This is a genomic window from Bradyrhizobium sp. 187, from assembly GCF_023101005.1.
Taxonomy (GTDB): Bacteria; Pseudomonadota; Alphaproteobacteria; order Rhizobiales; family Xanthobacteraceae; genus Bradyrhizobium; species Bradyrhizobium canariense_D.
Genome location: NZ_CP064693.1, coordinates 448,020 through 468,455 on the forward strand (window position 1 = coordinate 448,020; position 20,436 = coordinate 468,455).

Genomic DNA, 20,436 nt, shown 5'->3' on the forward strand with positions numbered 1-20,436 from the left:
ACGCAGTCCATGGACCTGATCGCCAACCACATCACCCATCGCTTCGGCGATCTCGCCGTGCTCGACGACGTCTCGTTCACCGTCAGCGCGGGCGAGGTGGTGGCGATCGTGGGGCCGTCGGGCTGCGGCAAGAGCACGTTGCTGTCGATCCTCGGCGGGCTGTTGCTGCCGACCTCCGGCGCGCCCGAGCTGCGTGGATCGCCGCCGGCGGACAGCCTCAATCCGCTCACCTTCGTGTTCCAGGACTTTGCGCTGCTGCCCTGGGCGAATGTGGAGGAGAACGTCGAATTCCCGCTGCTGCACACCCAGCTCTCGGCCGTGCAGCGCCGCGCGCTGGTCGAGGACGCCTTGCGCCGCACCGGCCTGACCGATTTTCGCAAAACCTATCCAAAGCAGCTTTCCGGCGGCATGCGCCAGCGCGTCGGCATTTCGCGCGCGCTCGCGGTCAGGCCGGCCATTCTCCTGATGGACGAGCCATTGTCGGCGTTGGATTCGCAGACCCGCGAACTGCTGATGGAGGATTTCGTCCGGCTGCTCGCCGATGGCGGCATGGGCGCCGTGTATGTCACGCATAATCTCGAAGAGGCGGCGAGGCTTGCCGACCGCATCGTGGTGCTGTCGCGGCGCCCTGGCCGTATTCGCGAGGTCGTGAGCGTGCCGATGACGCGCACTGAGCGCGGTGACATTGCAGCCCGTGAAAAGCTGCTCGCGCTTCAGAACCAGATCTGGTCGCTGATCCGCAACGAGGCGATCGATGCCGAGCGCGAGGTCCAGCATGCTTGATCGCGCTCCGGCGGGAACATCGACGAAGGATGAAGCGGTCCGGCGCGTCCGCTTTCGCGGCGCCGGCTTCGTGCCGGCGAGCAGCCGTTTCGGCGGCTGGATCGCGCTCGCGCTGGTCATTGCGATCTGGCAGGCCGCCGGCAGCACCGGCCTGGTCAATCCGCTATTCCTGCCACCGCCATCGGCGATCGCGCGGGCGATCTACCAGCTCGCGATCTCGGGTGCGCTGTGGCAGCACCTTTCCGCGTCGCTCCTGCGCATCGGTGTCGGCTGGCTGCTCGGCACGGCGGCCGGTGTCGCGGTTGGCTTTGCCATCGGCCTGTCGCGTCTGGCGCGCAGCGTCGGCATCACCTTCATCTCGGCGCTGTTCCCGATCCCGAAGATCGCGCTGCTGCCGCTGTTGATCCTCTGGCTCGGCATCGGTGAAGAGCCGAAGATCGCGACCATTGCGCTCGGGGTGTTCTTCTCGACCGCGATCTCGGTCTATAGCGGCGTCGACGCGGTGCCGCGCAACCTCATCCGCATGGCGCAGAGCTTCAACGTTCCGTTCGCCACCATCGTGCGCAAGGTGGTCTGGCCGGGCGCGCTGCCCGCGATCCTCGCCGGCTTCCGCATCACCTCGTCGGTGGCGCTGCTGCTCGTCGTGAGCGCCGAGATGATCGGCGCGCAGTACGGCATCGGCGCGTTCGTGCTGCAGGCTGGCAATTTGATGCAGACGGATCAGCTGCTCGCGGGCGTGGTGATTTTGTCGGTGTTTGGGTTGATGGTGGGGAGGGTGATCAACTGGCTGGAGACGCGGCTGTTGCACTGGCGGTGAGGTTTACTCCGTCATTGCGAGCGCAGCGAAGCAATCCAGACTGTCGCCGCGGAAAGATTCTGGATTGCTTCGCTGCGCTCGCAATGACGATGCTACCAGCAGCGTACCTCACGCATTCCCGCGATCCTCCCGGAACAAATCCAGCTTCTGCTGCACGGGGCGATCCGAGAAGCTGAACAGCACCGCATCCATATCAGCCTCGTGCGTGACCCATTGCCAGCTCGGCACCACGAACAAATCGCGCGGGCCCCATTCGAACGTCGCATCCCCGATGCGGGTACGGCCGTGGCCCTCGATCGGACAGAACACCGTCGCGTCCGTCGCGCGATAGCGCGCGGTCTTGAAGCCCTTCGGCAGCAGCTGGATGAACGTGCCGATGGTCGGCATCGCGAAGTCGCCGGTCTCGGGGTTGCTGAATTTCAGCTTCAGCCCGTGACAGGCATCCCACTCCTGGCTCGCGCGAGCCTTCTCCAGTGCCTCGCGCGTGTAGGCATAGGGATAGCTGAAGATCGGGGAAGTCTTCGAGCTCCGCTTCACGTCGACCGGCAGCAGATTGTGGCCGTAGCGTGCAAAGCTGTCGCCGGCGGGCCTTGTAATCTTCTGCTGATCCTCGTTGGAGCCTTCCGCGAAAGAGCAGTCGAAGAATTGCACCAGCGGAATGTCGAGACCGTCGAGCCAGAACATCGGCTGGTCGGTCTCGTTGGAATGATCGTGCCAGGTCATCGACGGCGTGATGATGAAGTCGCCGGGCTCCATCGCGGTGCGCTCGCCGTCCACGGCGGTGTGGGCGCCCTTGCCTTCGAGCACGAAGCGCAGTGCCGATTGGCTGTGCCGGTGCGCGGGCGCGACGTCGCCGGGCACCACCATCTGCACGCCGGCATAGAGCGACGTGGTGATTTTCGACTGTCCGCGCAGGCCGGGGTTTTCCAGAACTAGCACGCGCCGCTCGGCCTCTTTCGCCGTGATCAGCTTGCCGGCTTCGGTCATGTAGTCGCGGATGATGTCGAACTTCCACAGATGCGGCCGGCAGGCGCTCTTCGGCTCCGGCGTGATCAAATCGCTCATGACCGTCCAGAGCGCGGTGAGATTCTCGCCGTCGATCTTCTTGTAGAACGCCTCGCGTTCCGGCGTCTTGGTCACGGCTTCCATGGTGCGGCTCCCGTCGCTTTGTTGATTGACAGTATACTTACGATCTGGGTAGCGTCAACGTGCGAACAAGAACGAAACGGGAGGGTTCCGATGAAGCTGCACGGCTATTTCCGCTCCAGCGCCGCCTACCGGGTACGCATCGCGCTGAACCTCAAGGGCCTCGGTGCCGAGCACCTGCCGCATCATCTTCGCAAGGGCGAGCAATGTGCGCCAGCCTATCTCGCCATCAATCCGCAGGGCCTGGTGCCGGCGCTGGAGAACGATGCGGGCGCAGTGCTGACCCAATCGGTCGCCATCATCGAATGGCTCGACGAGACCCATCCCAACCCGCGCCTGTTGCCGAGGGATGCGTTGCAGCGCGTCAAGGTGAGGGCGTTCGCGCTGGCGATCGCCTGCGACACTCACCCCGTGCAGAACTTGAAGGTGCTGGCGCGGCTGCGCGAGCTCGGCCTTGCCGAGGAGAAGGTTCAGAACTGGGCGGCCTGGGTCAACCGCGAGGGGCTCGCGGCGTGCGAGACGCTGATCAGAAGCGAGCCGGGCCCGTTCTGCTTCGGGAATGCGCCGACGCTCGCCGATCTCTGCCTGGTGCCGCAGCTCGCCAATGCGCGCCGCTTCGGCGTCGACGTCTCCGCCTATCCGCGTCTGCTGAAGGCGGAAGCTGCGGCCAAGGCGCTGCCGGCGTTCGTCAACGCCGCGCCGGAGAAGCAGCCCGATGCCGAGTAAGCCTGCGCCTCCGATCACGATAGACGCGGTCTATGCGGCGCCGGGCTATCTGTTCCGGCGCATGCAGCAGATCGCGGTCTCGATCTTCATGGAGGAATGCAAGGCGTTCGACCTCACGCCGGTGCAATACGCGGCGCTGATCGCGATCCATACCCACCCCGGCATCGACGCGACGCGATTGTCCGCAGTGATCGCCTTCGACCGCTCCACGCTGGGCAGTGTGATCGAGCGGCTTCGGGCCAAGGATTTCGTCGAGCGCAGGCCGGCGCCGGAAGACAAGCGGATCAAGCTGCTCTATTTGACCAAATCAGGCGCGGCGATCCTGCGCGACATCATTCCCGCCGTCGAACGCGCCCAGGCGCGGATGCTCGAGCCGCTCAAGCCAGCGGACCGCAAGGCGCTTATGGGGCTCCTGGCGCAGCTCGTCGATCTCAACAACGAGGCGTCACGAGTGCCGCTGCGGGCGGAGGACGCGCTGGAGCATATGGGGAAGGCGCCTTAATCCTGGATGACAGCGGAGGTTCACATCCGCAACAACGCCTGCCGGTCGATCTTCCCCGTGCCGGTCTTCGGCAGCTCGTCGATGAAGATCACCTCGCGCGGATATTTGTAGGGAAGCAGTTTGCCCTTCACGTAATCCTGCAGCCGCCGGGTCGTTTCGCTTTGATCCGCCGCGCGGGTGTTCATCACCACCACTGCCTTAAGCGTCATGCGCCGGTCCGGCAGCTCGGCGGCGAACACCGCGCATTCGCGGATGTCCGGGTGGTCGGCGAGGCAAAGCTCAACCTCGAGCGGGTAGACCCATTGGCCGGAGATCTTGATGAGATCGTCGGCGCGGCCGCGGAAGAAGTGAAAGCCATCGCCATCGCGGACGAAGCGGTCGCCGGTGTAGATCCAGCCGCCTTCGCGGATGGTCTCGGCGGATTTGTCCGGCCGGTTCCAGTACAGCGGCGTGTTGGAATCGCCGCGCACCCACAAGATGCCTTCCTCGTCGTCGGCGACATCGCGGCCGTCCTTGTCGCGCAGCGCGACCTCATAGCCGGGCACGCGCAGGCCGGCGGCGCCGAGCTTCTTCCGCTCGGGGCGGTTGGAGAGATAGATGTGCAGCACCTCGGTCGAGCCGAGGCCTTCCACGATCTCGAGACCGGTTAGCGTCTTCCAGCCGTTGAAGACGTCGGCCGAGAGCACCTCGGCGGCCGAGAGCGCCATGCGCAGTGAGGAGAAGTCGGTCTTGTTCGCGCCCTCGGCCTTGGTCAGCGATGTATAAAGCGTCGGCAGGCCGAAGAAGACCGTCGGCCTGTACTGCTCGACCGCCGAAAAGATTGCCGCGGGCTTCGGCTGGCCTGGCAACAGCAGTGTCGTCGCGCCCGCCGAGAACGGGAAGGTGATCGCGTTGCCGAAGCCATAGGCGAAGAAGATTTTTGGCACCGAGAAGCAGATGTCATCCGGCGTCAGCTTCAAGACGTTCTGCGCAAAGGCGGCTTCGCTATAGGCCATGTCGTGCTGGAGATGCACGATGCCCTTGGGGCGGCCGGTCGATCCGGACGAATACATCCAGAACGCCATCTCGTTGCGATGCGTGTCGGCTTCCGCGAGCTCAGTCGGAAACTGGGGGAGCCAGCCGGCGGCGGAAACGGCGTTCGGCGCGGCGTGATCGCTCGCCGGGCCATTGACGACGACCAGGGTATGCAGGGCCGTGTCCTTGCAGGCCTCGGCGTTGAAACGTGCACAGAACTCGGCGTCCGCCACCGCAACAGTCGCGCCGGAATCGGCGAGATAGAATTGCAGCAGATCCGGCGGTGTCAGCGTGTTGATCAGCAATGGCACGAAGCCGGCGCGCACCGCGCCGAAGAACGCGGCCGGGTAGGCCGGAGTGTCATCGAGGAACAACAGCACGCGATCGCCGCGCTTGAGGCCAAGCGAGGCAAAGCCGTTGCCCCAGCGCCCGGCTTCCGCGCAGAGCTCCGCGTAGGTGCGCGTGCCCGCGGGGCCAATGAGCGCGAGCTTGTCACCGTGGCCTTTGCCGACATTGTCGAACAGCACGCGGCTGGCATTGTAGACCTGCGGAACGGAAAAGCCGATCTCGCGCGCGCCCGCGCAGTCGGCGGGCACCTGGTCGTGAATCTGCTGGCTCATGCCTCGTCCCCACCGTTCTTGGCGGCTTCGTAGCGCGCCATGAAGGCCGGCGACATCGCGCGCAGGCGGGAGTCGTCGATGCGGCCGGAGCGGGTGATGTAGCTATAAGCAAAGTCCATCAGGCCCTGCTGCATGTGCTGAGCAAAGTGCTCGTACCAGAAAGCGCTGGTCCGCGCGGCATTGACGAGCTTCTGCACCACCGGCTTTCGCGCGGCCTGGTAGCGATGCAGGGCGGTCGAGAGATGGGCGTCCGATTCCAGCGCCTTGACCAGTGCAATGGCGTCCTCGATCGCGAGCCGCGTGCCCGAGCCGATCGAAAAATGCGCCGAGTGCAGGGCGTCACCGAGCAGCACCATGTTCTTGAACGACCAGTGCTCGTTCCAGACCCAGGGGAAGTTGCGCCAGACCGATTTGTTGGAGACCAGCGAGCGGCCGCCGAGCGTGTCGGCGAACACCTCCTCGCAGACACCTTTGGACTGCTCCACGTCTTTGTAGGCGAAACCGTAGGCCTGCCACGTCGCATGATCGCATTCGACCAGGAACGTGCTCATGGTCGGCGAGTAGCGGTAGTGGTGGGCGTTGAAGGCGCCGCGGTCGGTCTTCACAAAGGTCTGCGACAGCGTGTCGAAGCGCTTCGAGGTGCCGTACCAGACGAACTTGTTGGAGGAGTAGGACAGCGAGGTGCCGAAATCGCCCTCGAAGGCGCGGCGCACCAGCGAGTTCAGCCCGTCGGCAGCGACGATCAGATCGTGCCCGTTGAGCTGATCGATCGCATGAATCGGCGTGTCAAAGCGCGGGGTGACGCCGGCATCAATCGCGCGCTGCTGCAGGAATCGCAAGAGCTCGAGCCGGCCGATCGAGGAGAAGCCGACGCCGTCGATGGCCACGCTGTCGCCGCTCAGGTTCAGCGTAATGTTTTCCCAGCTCTCCATGTGCGGCGCGATCGCGTCGACCGTCTCGGGGTCGTCGGCGCGCAGGAATTCCAGGGCCTGATCAGAAAACACCACGCCAAAGCCCCAGGTCGCGTCGGCCGGGTTCTGTTCGAACAGGTCGACTTGATCCTCGGGGTGACGCTTCTTCCAGAGATAGGCGAAGTAGAGCCCACCGGGCCCCCCGCCAATCACGGCGATCCGCAACGTCTGCCTCCCTAATTGACAGTATACTTACTATCTAGGGGTAGACTAATGTGCTCCGGCCACCCGCGCCAGCGGAATTATCGGCAAGCCGCGCGGCACACCACAGCTCACGTCCGGACGCGCGTTTGGCGCGTGTCCGAAGCAGTGACCTTGCGAAGCATAGCCAAACCGTGGCGGCTTGGCCATCCGCCCCGTCAGACGCAGCGCTTCACCCGTACGCCGCCCACGAGCACGGTGGTGCAGCGGACCGCCGGATGGCACGCTTCTCTAGCGTGCCGCGAACGGCGCCAGCACGTCCTTGCAGGCAGGTGACAGCGACGCGGCGTTGCTGGCGATGCACTGCACGATGCGGCCGCCGCCAGGCGCTACGCCGGCGCACAGCGTGCGGATGTCGGCACCGCAGGCGGAGCGGACGATGAACAGCTCTTCGCGCGGCCGCAGCGGGCGCAACGCGATCACGGCGGGCGCGGCTGCCGGTGCTGCCGCTGCCGCGGGAGCCGCGCCCGGAGGTGCCGCCGTTGCTGCCGTGCCACCGCCGCCGGCCGCGGCGCTCACGGCCTTCTCGCAGGCCGGCGAAACCTTTGCCTTGTTCTTCTCGAGGCATTCGAGCGCAGGCGCGCCGCCTGGCGGCACGCTGGCGCACACCTTGGGATAATCGGCGCGGCACGCGCTCTTGACGGCAGCGACCTGCGCGCTGCTCGGCTGTTTGGCTGCCGCGGCCTTCGGCGCTGCTCCAGATGCCGGCTTTGCGGCGGGGGCGGTTTCAGCCTTCGGCGCGGCAGGCGCGGCCTCCGCCTTGGGTGGAGCCTCTTTGGGTGCAGCCTCGGTCTTCGGCGCCGCAGCAGGCTCGACGGCGCGAACCGCGGTTTGGCATCCCGAGGACAGGCTGGACATGTTCTTCTGCAGGCATTGATAGGCTTCCACGCCGCCGGGCGTGACGCTCGCGCAGTGCGCCATGAAATCCGAGCGGCATGCGGAGCGGATCGCGCTCTTCTGCGCCTCGGTCGGCGCTTGTGCGAATGCGCCTGCTGCAGTTGCGAAGAGAGCCGCCGCCAGCAACGCCCCGCGTGCCGACGCATGTTTCAACGTGTTGAACATCCGAGTAATTCCTGCCCTGTCGGCAACGCCGACAATTTTTTCAAATGTGATGCAAACAATCGTCGCGGGTGATGCCGCGCGCGACATCATTGGCCGCCGCGACCTCTACCGCAAGTAGATATTGGCTTTGCAATTGCGACGTAACTACGTCGTCAGAGCTTGATCATCCGCTTGCCGCGGTTCTCGCCCGCCAGCAATCCGATCAGCGCCTTCGGCGTGTTCTCGAGGCCGTCGATGATGTCCTCCTGCACCTTCAGCTTGCCGGATGTGACCCAGGCCTGGAGGTCGGCGAGCGCTCGCTGACTCTCTTTCATGTAGTCCATCACGATGAAGCCTTGCATGACGAGCCGCTTCACCACGATCAGGCCGGGCACGCCGCGCGGGCCGTGTGCCGAGGGCGCGCCGTCATATTGCGAGATCGCACCGCAGCAGGCGATGCGGCCGTAATTGTTCATCTGCGGCAGGCAGGCTTCGAGAATGTCGCCGCCGACATTGTCGAAATAGACATCGATGCCCTTCGGAGCCGCCGCGCGCAACGCCTTGAACACCGCGCCGTCCTTGTAGTCGACGACGGCATCGAAGCCGAGTTCGGAGGTCAGCCAGCTGCACTTGTCGGCGCCGCCGGCGATGCCGATGACCCGGCATCCCTTGATCTTCGCGATTTGCCCGACGATCGAGCCGACCGAGCCCGCGGCCGCGGAGACCACGACCGTCTCGCCCTCTCTGGGCTTGCCGATCTCCAGCAGGCCGAAATAGGCGGTGAGGCCGGCAATGCCGAACACGCTGAGCAGATGCGTCATCGGCTCGAGCTTCGGCATCTTGGTGAGATGCTTGGCGGGCACTGTCGCCAACTCCTGCCAGCCGGTGTCGCCGAACACGATGTCGCCCGGCGCAAGCTCCGGCGCCTTCGAGCTGATGACCTCGGCGATGGCGCCGCCGGCCATCACGCTGTTGGCCTCCACCGCTGAACGATAGGTCGCGCCGTGCATCCAGGCGCGGTTGGCGGCGTCGAGCGAGATGTAACGCACGCGCAGCAAGGCCTCGCCGTCCTTCGGCTCGGGCACCGCACCTTCGACCAGCTTGAAGTGCTCGGGACCGAGCTTGCCGCTGGGCTTTTCCACCAAAAGAATCTGACGATTGACGCTGCCGCTCATGATGTTTCCCCTCGGTCGTTTGACGATTATTGATGCAGCTGCCGCAAGAAAAACGTGCAAGCCGCTTTCGTTGTGCGCTGCATGAAGGCTAGATCGCGGGCGCCAGTTTCGCAACGGGAACATCCGCCCGACGATCGCACGCCAAGCGTGTTGCGCAGTCGTCATATCTGCGACATCATGAAGCGGTCGGTGTAGCGGGGGTGTTCAATGTCGAACAGGTTTACGCAATTCATTCTGGTGGCGATGGTGCTGGGCATCATCATGGGCGCGGCGATCTACAATTTCCTGCCCGACACACGGGGCGACTGGGCCTCGTCCATCAACCTGATCGCCGTGATTTTCCTGCGCCTGATCAAGATGATCATCGCGCCGCTGGTATTTGCGACCCTGGTCGGCGGCATTGCTCATATGGGCTCGGGCTCCAAGCTCGGCCGCATCTTCGCCAAGACCATGGGCTGGTTCGTCAGCGCCTCTTTCGTCTCGCTGATGCTCGGCCTGGTGATGGTCAATCTGCTCCAGCCCGGCGCGAATTTCCCGGGTACGCTGCCTGACAAGGCGCAGTCGACCGGCCTGCCGGTTTCCGCCTTCTCGATCGAAAAATTCCTGACCCATCTGATCCCGACCTCGATCGCGGATGCGATGGCGCAGAACGAGATCCTGCAGATCGTGATCTTCGCCGTGTTCTTCTCGGTGGCGATGGGCTCGATGCCCGAGCGCTCCAAGCCGATCCTGGCGCTGATCGACGACATCGGCCACATCATGCTCAAGGTGACGGGCTATGTGATGCTGTTCGCGCCGTTCGCGGTCTGGGCCGCCATCACCGCGACGGTTGCCAAGAACGGCCTGCTGGTGCTCTGGAAGCTCATCGTCTTCATGGGTGGCTTCTATCTCTCGCTCGCGCTCCTGTGGGGCATCCTGGTGGTCGTGGGCTTCATCGTGATCGGGCCGCGCTACGCCCATCTGCTGAAGCTGATCCGCGAACCGCTGATGATCGCGTTCTCCACCGCGAGCTCGGAAGCGGCGTATCCGAAAACTCTGGAGGGGTTGAACAAGTTCGGCGCCTCGTCGCGGATATCGAGCTTCGTGCTGCCGCTCGGCTATTCCTTCAATCTCGACGGCACGATGATGTACTGCACCTTCGCGAGCGTCTTCATCGCGCAGAGCTATCACATCGACATGCCGCTCGGCACCCAGCTCGCGATGCTGGCAACGCTGATGATCACCTCGAAGGGCGTGGCCGGCGTGCCGCGCGCCTCCCTCGTGGTGATCGCCTCGACGCTCTCGCAGTTCGGCATCCCCGAGGCGGGGCTGTTGATGATCATGGGCATCGACACCTTCCTCGACATGGGCCGCAGCGCCACCAACGTGATCGGCAACACGCTCGCGACCTCGGTCGTGGCCAAGTGGGAAGGCGAGCTCGGGCCCGAGCACGAGCTTGAACCTGGCGATGCCGTGCCGGGGAACATGATCCCCGGCGAAGTGCCTGCGATGGCCGGCCATTGATCGGAGTGCATCATGCGCCTTTCAATGGCGATATCGGGCGGCCTGTTGCTGGCAGCGTGCCTGCTGGCCACGGGTGCCTCCGCCCAGACCGGTGGCAGCGAAGGGCTTAGCCCGACGCTGTCGGCGATCAAGACCGCGCACACCGTGCGCCTCGGCTATCGCGAGAGCTCGCCGCCGTTCTCCTTCCTCGACCAGGCCAACCGGCCGATCGGCTACAGCCTCGAGCTTTGCGAGGCTATTGTCGAGGAGATCGGCGTCGAGGTCGACGATCCCAATCTGAAGATCGCCTACGTCAAGGTCACCTCCGATGACCGCATCGACGCCGTGCTCCAGAACAAAATCGACCTGGAATGCGGCTCGACCACGGCCAATGCCGAGCGCGGCAAGCGCGTCGCCTTCTCGCCGCTGATGTTCGTCGCCGGCACCAAGCTGATGGTGCCGAAGGCGTCCAGCGTCCAGTCACTGACTGATCTGAAGGGCAAGACCGTCGTGGTGACGAAGGGCACCACCAACGAGCAGGCGATCCAGGCGGCCGACAAGAAGTCATCGTTGGGACTGAACATCGTTGTCGGTGCCGATCACGAACAGTCATACCAGATGCTCGTCGACGGCAAGGCCGATGCGTTCGCGACCGACGACATCCTGCTGTCCAGCCTGATCGTGCGTCACAAGGCACAGGACAAGTTCCGCGTCACCGGCGATTACCTGTCCTACGACCCCTACGGCATCATGTTCCGCAAGGGCGAACCGCAACTGGCGGCGGTGGTCGATCGCACTTTCCGCAAGCTCGGCTCCAACCACGACCTCGTTCCGCTCTACAACAAATGGTTCACCGCACGGCTTCCGACCGGCGAACGGCTGAACGTGCCGATCTCGCTGCAGCTGGAGGAAGCCTTCAAGGCGATGGACGATTCCGCGAGCGCGAATAACTAGCGCCTGTGCGACGAACGAAAGTGTGCCCTCTCCCTTACCGGGGGAGAGGGCGCAGCAACGAGCAGCGCGCGCTCACGTGCCGGCGGGCACCTGGTCCAGAAATCCCGTGATGCTCCTGATACGGCCGTCCTTCAGCACGGCGAAATCCGTCCCCTTGATCGGGCTGTCGATGCCGTCAGGACCAAGGCCCCAACTGAAGCGGACATGGTCGCCGTCGCCGTTGGGCTCGCCGATCAGCTTGAATTTGAAATCAGGGAAGCGCTGCTGCACGCCTGCGATCAGCGCATCGACGCCGTCATGGCCGTCGCCCTTCATCAGGGGATCGACATAGCTCGCATCCGCCGTCCAGTTCTGGCTCAGCAGTTCGCGCCGGCGGTCAGCTGCACGTTCGTTCCAGAGATCGATGTAGCGGCGAGCGATGGTGATGGGATCGGTCATTGTCGTCTCCTTCGATGGCGCCGTGTCGTTCGGCTGACATGATTATCGAAGGTTTGCGCGCGCTGATCGATTACCTCGGAGGTCATGCGCATGATGCGGGAAAGTGTGAAGCGGTTTCCCGATCGGATCATGCGCCGACAAGCGCGCGCAAATGTTTGTCGCGAACTTACTTGGCCGCCGTGACCATGATTTCGACGGTGTATTGTGCCGCCGCGAGCTTGGCTTCGACGGTGGCGCGTGCCGGCGTGTTGCCGGGCGAGACCCAGGCGTCCCACACCGCGTTCATCTCGCCAAACGTCTTCATGTCGGTGATGTAGATCGTGGCCGAAAGAAGTTTGGACTTGTCGGTGCCGGCCTTGGCGAGATGGCTATCGATAGTCGCCAGAATGTCCTGGGTCTGCTTCGTCACGCTTTCGCCGGCGGCGTTGTTGGCGACGACACCGGCGAGATAGACTGTGTTACCGTGCACGACGACCTGGCTCATGCGCGGGCCGGTTTCAAGACGCTGAATGCTCATTGGGGGTCTCCTTTGAATGGCGGCCCTGTCTAGCGCAGCGGCTTGCCCTGTGCCACCCCAGGCACGCATGCGTTGCCGGGCACGCATGCGTTGCCAGGCACGCATGCGTCATCGGCGATGCCTGAGTTGCACTTCAGGGAAACTGGCCGAAGAACGTCCAGATCGTTTCTGCTGCGTCGATGTCGCCGTTCTGCGACCCGAGCAAGCTGGCGGCGACCTTCGGGAAGCGGGCATCCGGAGAAAATCCGGGCATGCGATGACCGCCTTGATTGATGCGATAAAGCACGACGTCGTGCCCTTCAGGACAGCGCGAGGAGATCCGCGTCACCGTGGACTGGTCTGCTGGCGCCCTGTCGGGCAAATCGGTCATGTCGGCATTATCGGTCTCGCAGCCGTTGAGCTTGCGCCAGAACGCAAGCGTCTCGTCGGTGGACCAAAAACTGTCTGCGGCATAATAGCTCGATCCGCGGCCGCCTTCGTAGGGGACCAGCGGATCGGCGGTGCCGTTCATCAGCAGCATCGGCAACGGCCGCGACGGATGGCACGTGACAGCGGTCTCATCAGTGAGGTTCATGCTCACGCTCGCGCCGGCAGCAAACAGATCGGCGCGGGCGCAGACCAGCGTCATTGCCATGGCGCCGCCATTGGAGATGCCGGTGACATAGACGCGGCGAGGATCGGCGGTGCCGTTCGCCACCAGCTTCTCGACGAGCTTTGCGATGAAGGCGACGTCGTCGGTGCCTGCGGGCGGGCCACGGAGCGCCGGTCCCGCCTTGGTCCTCGCATCGGCCCATGCGTGGTTGAGGCCATCAGGAAAGACCACCGCAAACCCTTCGCGCTTTGCGACCTGCGGCCACGCCGTCCGCGTCATCATGTCGGCTCCGCGCTGCGTCTTGCCGTGCAGCACGACGACGAGCGGCACGAGCCGCTTCGACGGCAGTTGCACAGTGTAGGACCGCTTCACACCGTCAATATCGATCGTATCCGCGGACGCAGCCGAGGCAGCGGCTAATGCCGCAACAAACGCCCCGATGCGCAGCCGCGGCCGCATCATCTAGCCCACGGCCTTCGCCGCGGCCCGGCCCGCATTGCGGCCCGAGAACAGGCAGCCGCCGAGGAACGTGCCTTCCAGCGAACGATAGCCGTGCACGCCGCCGCCGCCGAAGCCGGCGGCTTCGCCGGCTGCATAGAGGCCGGGGATGACGCTGCCCTCCTCGCCGAACACGCGCGAAGAGAGGTCGGTCTCGAAACCGCCGAGCGTCTTGCGGGTGAGGATGTTGAGCTTGACCGCGATCAGCGGCCCTTGCGCGGGATCGAGGATGCGGTGAGGGGAGGCGGTGCGGATCAGTCTGTCGCCGATATAGCGCCGCGCATTGTGAATGTTCATCACCTGCGCATCCTTGACGTAAGGGTTGGCGATCTCTCGGTCGCGCGCCTCGATCTGCATCCTGATGTGCTCGAGCTTGAGGAGGTCGCTGCCGGCCAGCTTGTTCATGGCCGCAACGAGATCCTCGATCTTGTCGCGCACGATGAAGTCGACACCATGGCTTTTGAACGCTTCCACCGGTGCCGGCGCGCCCTTGTTGGTGGCGCGCTTGATGGTCATACGCCAGCTCTTGCCGGTGAGGTCGGGATTCTGCTCCGAGCCCGACAGCGCAAACTCCTTCTTGATGATGCTCTGGGTCAGGATGAACCAGGAATAATCGTAGCCGGTGGACATGATGTATTGGAGCTGGCCGAGCGTGTCGGAGCCGGGAAACAACGGCGCCGGCAGGCGCGTGCCGGTGGCGTCGAACCACATCGAGGAGGGGCCGGGCAGGATGCGGATGCCGTGGCGCGGCCAGATCGGTGACCAGTTCTGGATGCCTTCGACATAATGCCACATGCGGTCGCGGTTGATCAGCCGCGCGCCTGCTTTCTCGGTGATGCCGATCATGCGGCCGTCGACATGCTCGGGCACGCCGGAGATCATGAATTTCGGCGGCGCGCCGAGTCGCTTCGGCCAGTTCTGCCGCACCAGCTCGTGATTGCCGCCGATGCCGCCGGACGCCACGATCACGGCTTGGGCCTTCAACGCAAACTCGCCGACAACATTGCGCGACGAACTCTTGCCGCGCTCGACATTGTCGGGGGCGAGAATGGCGCCGCCGACGCCATCCACCGTACCGTTGGTGATCGAGAGCGCATCGACGCGATGGCGGAACCGAAAGCTCAGCCGGCCGCTTCTGACCGCCTCGCGCGCCCGGCGCTCGAACGGCTCGACGATGCCGGGCCCGGTGCCCCAGGTGACATGAAAGCGCGGCACCGAATTGCCGTGGCCCATCGCGTCATAACCACCGCGCTCGGCCCATCCGACCACGGGGAAAATGCGATGGCCCATCGCTCGCAGCCATGCACGCTTCTCGCCGGCCGCGAACGCCACATAGGCGTCGGCCCATTGCCGCGGCCAGAAATCCTCGTCGCGGTCGAAGCCGGCGGTGCCGAGCCAGTCCTGCATCGCGAGGTCGAAGGAGTCCTTGATGCCGAGCCGGCGCTGCTCCGGCGAATCGACCAGGAACAATCCGCCGAACGACCAGAACGCCTGGCCGCCGAGCGACTGCTCGCCCTCCTGGTCGACCACGATTACGCGCTTGCCGGCGTCCGCGATCTCGGTTGCGGCCACCAGGCCCGACAGTCCTGCGCCGACAACGATGACGTCAGTCTCTTCAGCCATCTGTTCGGCCATATGTTTCCCCCTCCATGTGTTTCGCCCTCCACAGGTTCCTCCCTGTAGTTGCCCGGATTGAAGCCGGCGGTTGCAACTGAGATCAAGAGGACGGCGCGTAAGACATCGTTAACTTGTTCCACTTCGGGAAAAAGACCGGCTGAGTGCAGCGCCGGCGCAACACTGGATTTGAATTTGTTTTGAGCGAGCCGGCATGCCTAGACAAAACCGCGGTTACGACGGACCCTAGCAGGGCATCACCACCTGACACACAGATTCGAATTCGACTGGGGCGGGGGCCAATGAAGTTTCTGACGGGGTTGCTTGCGGCGGTTCTCCTGATCGCGAGCATGGGCGCTTCTCACGCGGTGGTTCGGATCGCGGATGACCGCGGCGGCCGGATCGGAACCTACGTCGACAAATACCAGGACCTGCGACAGTCGGGCGATACCGTCATCATCGACGGTCTCTGCGCCTCTGCCTGCACCATCGTCCTCGGCGCCATCCCGCCTGACCGCATCTGCGTGACGTCGCACGCCACACTGGGCTTCCACGCCGCGTGGGATTTCGGCAGCAACGGCCGCGCCGTCACCAATACCGAAGCGACCCAGATGCTCTATGCGATGTATCCCTCGCAGGTGAAGCGCTGGATCAATCAGCGCGGCGGCCTCACCCCGCATATGCTCTTCCTGAAGGGCCGGCAGCTCCAGGCTATGTACAAGCCTTGCTACCTCGACGCGCAGGCCTCGGCCAACAAGCCATCGTCGCGGTAGGCCGCGCCGTCGTTGCTTCCGTTCAACCCTGAATTCTCGTCATAGCCGGGCGTCGCTTTCGCTCGCCTGTGTCCCGGCCATCCACGTTTTTGGCCCGGGCGAGAAATCACGTGGATGCCCGGGCCTTCGCCTCGCGGAAGCGGCTTCGGCCGCGCAAGCCCGGGCATGACGGAGAACCTCCGTATCACAAGTTCTCCAGCCCCCCGCCGCGCTTGCCCGGCCCCGTCCCAGCGCCTATTTGAAAGGCAGGGAACCCTTCACCCCGATCGTTGTCATGGCTCAACCACTGCACCCTACCCATCCTGTATCGGACAATTCGCCCACTGCCGGCCGGACGCCGGTCGTGCTGCTGTTGGCAGGTGCTGGCGTCGGCGGCCTGGTCGTGCTCGGCGCGCTCGCGCTCTGGTTCCACTACGGCAGCCAGGTGTTCTTCGAAATGATCAGGACCGGTCTTGCCGCCTGCTTCTGACACGCGACAGGAAGTTTTCCGCTCATGAGCCCTACCGCCCGTCCGCTGGTGATCGCGACCGCCTTCGCCGCAAGCCTCGTCCTCGGGCTGCTGATCGTATTCTGGGCCATGGGCGGGGTCGGCAAGGTGGCGCAGCCGGCCGCGATCGGCGGCCCGTTCCTGCTCACCGACCAGAACGGCAAGACCGTCACCGACAAGAACCTCAAGGGCAAGCCGACCCTGATCTTCTTCGGCTACACCCATTGTCCCGACGTCTGCCCAACCTCGCTGTTCGAGATCTCGGAAGTGCTGCGCGCGATGGGCAAGGACGCCGACAAGGTCAATGCCGTCTTCATCTCGGTCGATCCCGAGCGCGATACGCCGGCCGCGATGAAGGATTATCTGTCGAGCTTCGACCCGCACCTCGAAGGGCTGAGCGGCGATCCTGCCGAGACCGCCAAGGTGATCACCTCCTACCGGGTCTATGCCAAGAAGGTCCCGACCAAGGACGGCGACTACACCATGGACCACACGGCGCTGATCTATCTGATGGATCGCGACGGCCGCTTCGTCTCGCCGTTCAACCTGAAGCGCACGCCGGAAGAAGCCGCAGGGGAGTTGAAGCGGTATCTGTAGGCTCCCCTATTGACCGCAATCCGCGCTCGCGTTCCCGGCCGGATGGGCTATAAGGCCCTCCGATCCCAACGAAAATCGTTCATTTCAGCCGATGGCTCCATCGCAACAGGCGAAATCGTCCAAATCCGCCCGTGGCTTGCTGACCGGGCTGATCGTCGGCGTCTGCGCGCTCGCTGCTGCGCCGTCCGCGCAGGCGCAGGCCCCGGCCAAGCAGCCCCCAACGGCGCCGCAAGCCTCACCTCAGGTCGCGCCGCAAGCCGCCCCGCAGGCGGTGCCGGGTTTCTGGGACCCGCGGCGGCGGCCGGAGCGGCCGGACCTGTCGCGCCTGACCGTGATCCGTTTCCTGACCGAGACCGACTATCCGCCGTTCAACTACACCGGCGCCGACGGTAATCCGGCCGGCTTCAACGTCGACTTCGCGCGCGCGCTGTGCGAGGAGATCAAGGTCACTTGCACGGTGCAGATGCGGCGCTTCGAGACGCTGGTCGATGCGCTCGCCTCCAACCGGGGCGATGCCATCATCGCCTCGATGGCGGTGAGTCCGCAGCTCCGCGCCCGGGTCGACTTCACCGATCCCTATTACCGCGTGCCTGCGCGCTTTGCTTCGCGCAAGGACGCGGTGATGCCGGAGATCCGGCCCGAATATCTCGAAGGCAAGAAGGTCGGCGTCATCGCCGGCTCCGCGCATGAGGCCTATCTCAAGGCCCTGTTCACCGACGCCGAGTTGCACCCTTATCCCAACGACGACGCTATGCGCGGCGCCTTGCGCAAGGGCGAGGTCGATTTCATCTTCGGCGACGCCATCGCGCTCGCGTTCTGGATCAACGGCACGGATTCCGGCGATTGCTGCGCCTTCTCCGGCGGCCCCTTCGTCGAGAGCCGTTTCTTCGGCGAGGGCATTGGCATCGCCGTACGCAAGGGCAACGACGTGCTGCGCCAGGCCCTGAACTGGGCGATGTTCCGCGTCTGGGAGAAGGGCCGCTACACCGATCTGTGGCTGCGGTATTTCTCGGTGAGCCCGTTCTAGTCCCAGGCGCCGTTGCCAATTCCTCATCCTGACGAGCTTGCGTAGCAAGCGTCTCGAAGGATGACGGCCCCGCTGGTGGCCGGGCCCTTCGAGACCCGCGCTTCGCGGGCACCTCAGGATGAGGATATGTCGTATCCGCGACACCGGCGCATTAACCGTCCGCTCATCCTTTTCGTCAAAATAGCACCGCTCTGGCCGCAGCGTCGCTCGCGGAGCGGCCTTCCGCGTGGTGAAATCGAGCTTCGGCTTCGAGTGGTGTGATGCGTAACATAATGATCTTCGCGGCGATCATGATCGGCCTCGGCACCTTCATGGCGCAGATGGCGGACAGGATGAGCTCCGCCTCGGCGACGTCGGTGCCGCGTACGGTCGCAGTCGCGTCCACCGCGCCGGCCGGCGGCCGCAGCCTCAACATCCCCCGCGACGGCCGCGGCCACTTCCAAACCGAGGGCCGGATCGAAGGCCAGCGCATCGGCTTCATGGTCGACACCGGCGCCTCCGTGGTCGCGCTGAACGAGACCTCGGCCGCCCGCTTCGGCCTGCGTCCCTCGCGCAGCGATTACAACGCCACCGTCTCCACCGCCAACGGCACCATCAAGGCCGCGCGCACTCGCATCGCCATGCTCGATGTCGGCGGCCTCGTCGTGCGCGATGTCGATGCCATGGTGCTGCCCGACGAGGCGCTGTCCGAGAACTTGCTCGGTCTCTCCTTCCTCTCCCGCCTCAGGCGCTTCGAATACGCCAACGGTCAGATAGTGCTGGAGCAGTAAAGGTCCTCCCAAAGGCGACGGCGACACATATTTCAAGAAAATCTCTATTTCGATCGCTCTCGCGGACAGATTTCCCCGTTACCAAACTGCCGCAATTATCATCCATAAGCTGCCATTCCCGCCTTCCGCTGCAGCCCGGCATTCGCTAAGGCTGCATCAAATCCTGGCTCTTTTTCACGAGACCGTCTCAATGTTCCCCAAGCCGAAATCCGTGTTGCTGCCCAACACCTATGCCTTCGAATCCGAGCCGATGGTGAAGGCCACGGGCTTTCGCGAATACGACGCGCGCTGGCTGTTCCAGAAGGAAATCAACCTGATGGGTATCCAGGCGCTCGGCATGGGGCTGGGCGCGCTGATCGCGGAGCTCGGCGTCAGCCAGGAGATCGTCACCGGTCATGATTTCCGCGGCTATTCGGCCTCGATCAAATATGCGCTGATCTCCGGCCTGATGGCAGCAGGCTGCAAGGTGCACGACATCGGGCTCGCGGTGACGCCGATGGCCTATTTCGCGCAGTTCGACCTCGACGTGCCCTGCTGCGCCATGGTCACGGCCTCACACAACGACAATGGCTGGACCGGCGTGAAGATGGGCGCCAACCGCCCGCTGACCTTCGGTCCCGACGAGATGACGCGGCTGAAGGAGATCGTGCTGGGCGCCGAGTTCAAGAACAAGGCCGGCGGCTCCTATCAATTCCACGAGAACTATCCGGCGCGCTACATCGCCGATCTCACCAGCCGCCCGAAGCTCAAGCGCAAGCTCAAGGTCGTCGCGGCCTGCGGCAACGGTACCGCCGGCGCATTCGCGCCGCAGGTGCTGGAGGCGATCGGCTGCGAGGTGATCCCGCTCGACACCGAGCTCGACCACACCTTCCCGAAATACAATCCGAACCCCGAAGACATGGAGATGCTGCACGCGATCCGCGACGCGGTGCTGCAGCACAAGGCCGATGTGGGTCTCGGCTTCGATGGCGACGGCGATCGCTGCGGCGTCGTCGACAACACCGGCGAGGAGATCTTTGCCGACAAGGTCGGCGTGATGCTGGCGCGCGACATGTCCGCGATCCACAAGGACGCGCAGTTCATCGTCGACGTGAAGTCGACCGGCCTGTTCATCACCGATCCGGTGCTGCAGAAGCAGGGTGCAAAAACCACCTATTGGAAGACCGGCCATTCCTACATGAAGCGCCGCACCCATGAGACGGGTGCGCTCGCCGGCTTCGAGAAGTCCGGCCACTTCTTCTTCAACAAGCCTTATGGACGCGGCTATGACGACGGTCTCGTCTCGGCGCTGGCGATCTGCGATATGCTTGACCGCGCCCCCGGCAAGTCGATGGCCGATCTCAAGAACGCGCTGCCGAAGACCTGGTCGTCGCCGACGATGTCGCCGCATTGCGCCGACGAGACCAAATACGGCGTCATCGACAAGGTGGTAAAGCACTTCGAGGCCTTGCAGGCCAATGGCGCCAAGATCGGCGGCCAGTCGATCCGCGATCTCGTCACCGTCAACGGCGTCCGCGTCACGGTCGAGGACGGCAGCTGGGGCCTGGTGCGGGCCTCCTCCAACAAGCCCGAGCTCGTTGTCGTGGTCGAGAGCCCGGTCTCCGAGCAGCGCATGCACGACATGTTCGAGATGGTGAACAGCGTGCTGCGCACCCATCCCGAAGTCGGCGAGTACAATCAGAAGATTTGAG

22 protein-coding genes are annotated in these 20,436 nt (G+C 64.4%); 13 read left to right on the forward strand and 9 right to left on the reverse strand.

The window, feature by feature from the left end; genetic code table 11:
- Positions 1-9: 9 nt before the first annotated feature.
- Together IVB19_RS02125 and IVB19_RS02130 are read left to right on the forward strand one after the other, a co-directional pair.
- Positions 10-783 (forward strand): ABC transporter ATP-binding protein, encoded by a 774-nt coding sequence (locus IVB19_RS02125; RefSeq protein WP_085351608.1) that lies wholly within the window; start codon positions 10-12, stop codon positions 781-783.
- On the forward strand, positions 776-1,600 hold the full coding sequence (locus IVB19_RS02130) for an ABC transporter permease (protein WP_018452987.1): 825 nt from the start codon (positions 776-778) through the stop codon (positions 1,598-1,600). The genes IVB19_RS02125 and IVB19_RS02130 overlap by 8 nt, the downstream gene beginning before the upstream one ends.
- 108 nt (positions 1,601-1,708) lie before the next feature.
- Here the strand turns inward: IVB19_RS02130 and gtdA are convergent, their stop codons facing one another.
- Positions 1,709-2,749, reverse strand: a complete 1,041-nt coding sequence (gtdA, locus tag IVB19_RS02135; RefSeq protein ID WP_018452988.1) for a gentisate 1,2-dioxygenase — start codon at positions 2,747-2,749, stop codon at positions 1,709-1,711.
- Between the two features lie 90 nt (positions 2,750-2,839).
- On the opposite strand from gtdA, the gene maiA reads away from it, so the two are divergent.
- Positions 2,840-3,472 (forward strand): maleylacetoacetate isomerase, encoded by a 633-nt coding sequence (maiA, locus tag IVB19_RS02140; protein ID WP_247820931.1) that lies wholly within the window; start codon positions 2,840-2,842, stop codon positions 3,470-3,472.
- On the forward strand, positions 3,462-3,974 hold the full coding sequence (locus IVB19_RS02145) for a MarR family winged helix-turn-helix transcriptional regulator (protein WP_247820932.1): 513 nt from the start codon (positions 3,462-3,464) through the stop codon (positions 3,972-3,974). The genes maiA and IVB19_RS02145 overlap by 11 nt, the downstream gene beginning before the upstream one ends.
- 20 nt (positions 3,975-3,994) lie before the next feature.
- On the opposite strand, the gene IVB19_RS02150 is transcribed toward IVB19_RS02145, so the two are convergent.
- From IVB19_RS02150 to IVB19_RS02160, 3 genes are all read right to left on the reverse strand, one after another.
- A complete protein-coding gene (locus tag IVB19_RS02150) occupies positions 3,995-5,608 on the reverse strand; it encodes a benzoate-CoA ligase family protein (RefSeq protein WP_247820933.1) in 1,614 nt (537 codons plus the stop codon).
- Positions 5,605-6,744: an FAD-dependent monooxygenase gene (locus IVB19_RS02155; protein WP_247820934.1), complete on the reverse strand. Its 1,140-nt coding sequence runs from the start codon at positions 6,742-6,744 to the stop codon at positions 5,605-5,607. The genes IVB19_RS02150 and IVB19_RS02155 overlap by 4 nt, the downstream gene beginning before the upstream one ends.
- Positions 6,745-7,011: 267 nt before the next feature.
- Positions 7,012-7,701, reverse strand: coding sequence for a cysteine rich repeat-containing protein (locus IVB19_RS02160; protein WP_247820935.1), 690 nt, complete (start codon positions 7,699-7,701; stop codon positions 7,012-7,014).
- Here IVB19_RS02160 and IVB19_RS02165 point away from each other — a divergent pair.
- Complete coding sequence (locus IVB19_RS02165; RefSeq protein WP_231189770.1) at positions 7,700-7,960, forward strand: hypothetical protein; 261 nt, start codon at positions 7,700-7,702, stop codon at positions 7,958-7,960. The genes IVB19_RS02160 and IVB19_RS02165 overlap by 2 nt on opposite strands.
- A gap of 34 nt (positions 7,961-7,994) precedes the next feature.
- Here IVB19_RS02165 and IVB19_RS02170 read toward each other — a convergent pair whose 3' ends face one another.
- Positions 7,995-8,996, reverse strand: a complete 1,002-nt coding sequence (locus IVB19_RS02170; RefSeq protein WP_247820936.1) for an NADP-dependent oxidoreductase — start codon at positions 8,994-8,996, stop codon at positions 7,995-7,997.
- Positions 8,997-9,203: 207 nt separating this feature from the next.
- Between IVB19_RS02170 and IVB19_RS02175 the strand changes: the two genes are divergently transcribed.
- Positions 9,204-10,499, forward strand: coding sequence for a dicarboxylate/amino acid:cation symporter (locus tag IVB19_RS02175; RefSeq protein ID WP_247820937.1), 1,296 nt, complete (start codon positions 9,204-9,206; stop codon positions 10,497-10,499).
- A 12-nt stretch (positions 10,500-10,511) separates the two neighbouring features.
- Positions 10,512-11,432: an amino acid ABC transporter substrate-binding protein gene (locus IVB19_RS02180; RefSeq protein WP_247820938.1), complete on the forward strand. Its 921-nt coding sequence runs from the start codon at positions 10,512-10,514 to the stop codon at positions 11,430-11,432.
- 72 nt (positions 11,433-11,504) lie between these two features.
- On the opposite strand, the gene IVB19_RS02185 is transcribed toward IVB19_RS02180, so the two are convergent.
- The 4 genes from IVB19_RS02185 to IVB19_RS02200 all read right to left on the reverse strand — a co-directional run bounded on the left by IVB19_RS02185 (position 11,505) and on the right by IVB19_RS02200 (position 15,100).
- On the reverse strand, positions 11,505-11,870 hold the full coding sequence (locus IVB19_RS02185; protein WP_247820939.1) for a nuclear transport factor 2 family protein: 366 nt from the start codon (positions 11,868-11,870) through the stop codon (positions 11,505-11,507).
- Between the two features lie 166 nt (positions 11,871-12,036).
- Entirely contained in the window at positions 12,037-12,387 is a 351-nt protein-coding gene (locus IVB19_RS02190; RefSeq protein ID WP_007599359.1) for a RidA family protein, read from the reverse strand.
- 133 nt (positions 12,388-12,520) lie between these two features.
- Positions 12,521-13,441: an extracellular catalytic domain type 1 short-chain-length polyhydroxyalkanoate depolymerase gene (locus tag IVB19_RS02195; RefSeq protein ID WP_204512766.1), complete on the reverse strand. Its 921-nt coding sequence runs from the start codon at positions 13,439-13,441 to the stop codon at positions 12,521-12,523.
- Positions 13,442-15,100 carry an FAD-binding dehydrogenase gene (locus IVB19_RS02200; protein WP_026232436.1) on the reverse strand — a complete coding sequence of 553 codons (1,659 nt, stop codon included), beginning with the start codon at positions 15,098-15,100 and terminating at the stop codon, positions 13,442-13,444.
- 293 nt (positions 15,101-15,393) lie between these two features.
- On the opposite strand from IVB19_RS02200, the gene IVB19_RS02205 reads away from it, so the two are divergent.
- From IVB19_RS02205 to IVB19_RS02230, 6 genes are all read left to right on the forward strand, one after another.
- Complete coding sequence (locus IVB19_RS02205; RefSeq protein ID WP_018453000.1) at positions 15,394-15,864, forward strand: Clp protease/crotonase-like domain-containing protein; 471 nt, start codon at positions 15,394-15,396, stop codon at positions 15,862-15,864.
- 274 nt (positions 15,865-16,138) lie between these two features.
- Positions 16,139-16,333 (forward strand): hypothetical protein, encoded by a 195-nt coding sequence (locus IVB19_RS02210; protein ID WP_026232437.1) that lies wholly within the window; start codon positions 16,139-16,141, stop codon positions 16,331-16,333.
- 24 nt (positions 16,334-16,357) lie between these two features.
- Positions 16,358-16,948: an SCO family protein gene (locus tag IVB19_RS02215; RefSeq protein ID WP_204512765.1), complete on the forward strand. Its 591-nt coding sequence runs from the start codon at positions 16,358-16,360 to the stop codon at positions 16,946-16,948.
- 91 nt (positions 16,949-17,039) lie between these two features.
- Positions 17,040-17,975 (forward strand): ABC transporter substrate-binding protein, encoded by a 936-nt coding sequence (locus tag IVB19_RS02220; RefSeq protein ID WP_018453004.1) that lies wholly within the window; start codon positions 17,040-17,042, stop codon positions 17,973-17,975.
- Positions 17,976-18,235: 260 nt separating this feature from the next.
- Positions 18,236-18,745, forward strand: coding sequence for a TIGR02281 family clan AA aspartic protease (locus IVB19_RS02225; RefSeq protein ID WP_247820940.1), 510 nt, complete (start codon positions 18,236-18,238; stop codon positions 18,743-18,745).
- A gap of 190 nt (positions 18,746-18,935) precedes the next feature.
- Positions 18,936-20,435 carry a phosphomannomutase/phosphoglucomutase gene (locus tag IVB19_RS02230; RefSeq protein WP_204512762.1) on the forward strand — a complete coding sequence of 500 codons (1,500 nt, stop codon included), beginning with the start codon at positions 18,936-18,938 and terminating at the stop codon, positions 20,433-20,435.
- The last annotated feature ends 1 nt before the right edge of the window (position 20,436 follow it).

Bases quoted from the DNA above. Each gene is read 5' to 3' on its own strand.
- IVB19_RS02125 (WP_085351608.1), top strand. From the start codon at position 10: ATGGACCTGATCGCCAACCACATCACCCATCGCTTCGGCGATCTCGCC.
- IVB19_RS02130 (WP_018452987.1), top strand. From the start codon at position 776: ATGCTTGATCGCGCTCCGGCGGGAACATCGACGAAGGATGAAGCGGTC.
- gtdA (WP_018452988.1), bottom strand. From the start codon at position 2,749: ATGGAAGCCGTGACCAAGACGCCGGAACGCGAGGCGTTCTACAAGAAG.
- maiA (WP_247820931.1), top strand. From the start codon at position 2,840: ATGAAGCTGCACGGCTATTTCCGCTCCAGCGCCGCCTACCGGGTACGC.
- IVB19_RS02145 (WP_247820932.1), top strand. From the start codon at position 3,462: ATGCCGAGTAAGCCTGCGCCTCCGATCACGATAGACGCGGTCTATGCG.
- IVB19_RS02150 (WP_247820933.1), bottom strand. From the start codon at position 5,608: ATGAGCCAGCAGATTCACGACCAGGTGCCCGCCGACTGCGCGGGCGCG.
- IVB19_RS02165 (WP_231189770.1), top strand. From the start codon at position 7,700: ATGAAATCCGAGCGGCATGCGGAGCGGATCGCGCTCTTCTGCGCCTCG.
- IVB19_RS02160 (WP_247820935.1), bottom strand. From the start codon at position 7,701: ATGGCGCACTGCGCGAGCGTCACGCCCGGCGGCGTGGAAGCCTATCAA.
- IVB19_RS02170 (WP_247820936.1), bottom strand. From the start codon at position 8,996: ATGAGCGGCAGCGTCAATCGTCAGATTCTTTTGGTGGAAAAGCCCAGC.
- IVB19_RS02175 (WP_247820937.1), top strand. From the start codon at position 9,204: ATGTCGAACAGGTTTACGCAATTCATTCTGGTGGCGATGGTGCTGGGC.
- IVB19_RS02180 (WP_247820938.1), top strand. From the start codon at position 10,512: ATGCGCCTTTCAATGGCGATATCGGGCGGCCTGTTGCTGGCAGCGTGC.
- IVB19_RS02185 (WP_247820939.1), bottom strand. From the start codon at position 11,870: ATGACCGATCCCATCACCATCGCTCGCCGCTACATCGATCTCTGGAAC.
- IVB19_RS02190 (WP_007599359.1), bottom strand. From the start codon at position 12,387: ATGAGCATTCAGCGTCTTGAAACCGGCCCGCGCATGAGCCAGGTCGTC.
- IVB19_RS02195 (WP_204512766.1), bottom strand. From the start codon at position 13,441: ATGATGCGGCCGCGGCTGCGCATCGGGGCGTTTGTTGCGGCATTAGCC.
- IVB19_RS02200 (WP_026232436.1), bottom strand. From the start codon at position 15,100: ATGGCTGAAGAGACTGACGTCATCGTTGTCGGCGCAGGACTGTCGGGC.
- IVB19_RS02205 (WP_018453000.1), top strand. From the start codon at position 15,394: ATGAAGTTTCTGACGGGGTTGCTTGCGGCGGTTCTCCTGATCGCGAGC.
- IVB19_RS02210 (WP_026232437.1), top strand. From the start codon at position 16,139: ATGGCTCAACCACTGCACCCTACCCATCCTGTATCGGACAATTCGCCC.
- IVB19_RS02215 (WP_204512765.1), top strand. From the start codon at position 16,358: ATGAGCCCTACCGCCCGTCCGCTGGTGATCGCGACCGCCTTCGCCGCA.
- IVB19_RS02220 (WP_018453004.1), top strand. From the start codon at position 17,040: ATGGCTCCATCGCAACAGGCGAAATCGTCCAAATCCGCCCGTGGCTTG.
- IVB19_RS02225 (WP_247820940.1), top strand. From the start codon at position 18,236: ATGCGTAACATAATGATCTTCGCGGCGATCATGATCGGCCTCGGCACC.
- IVB19_RS02230 (WP_204512762.1), top strand. From the start codon at position 18,936: ATGTTCCCCAAGCCGAAATCCGTGTTGCTGCCCAACACCTATGCCTTC.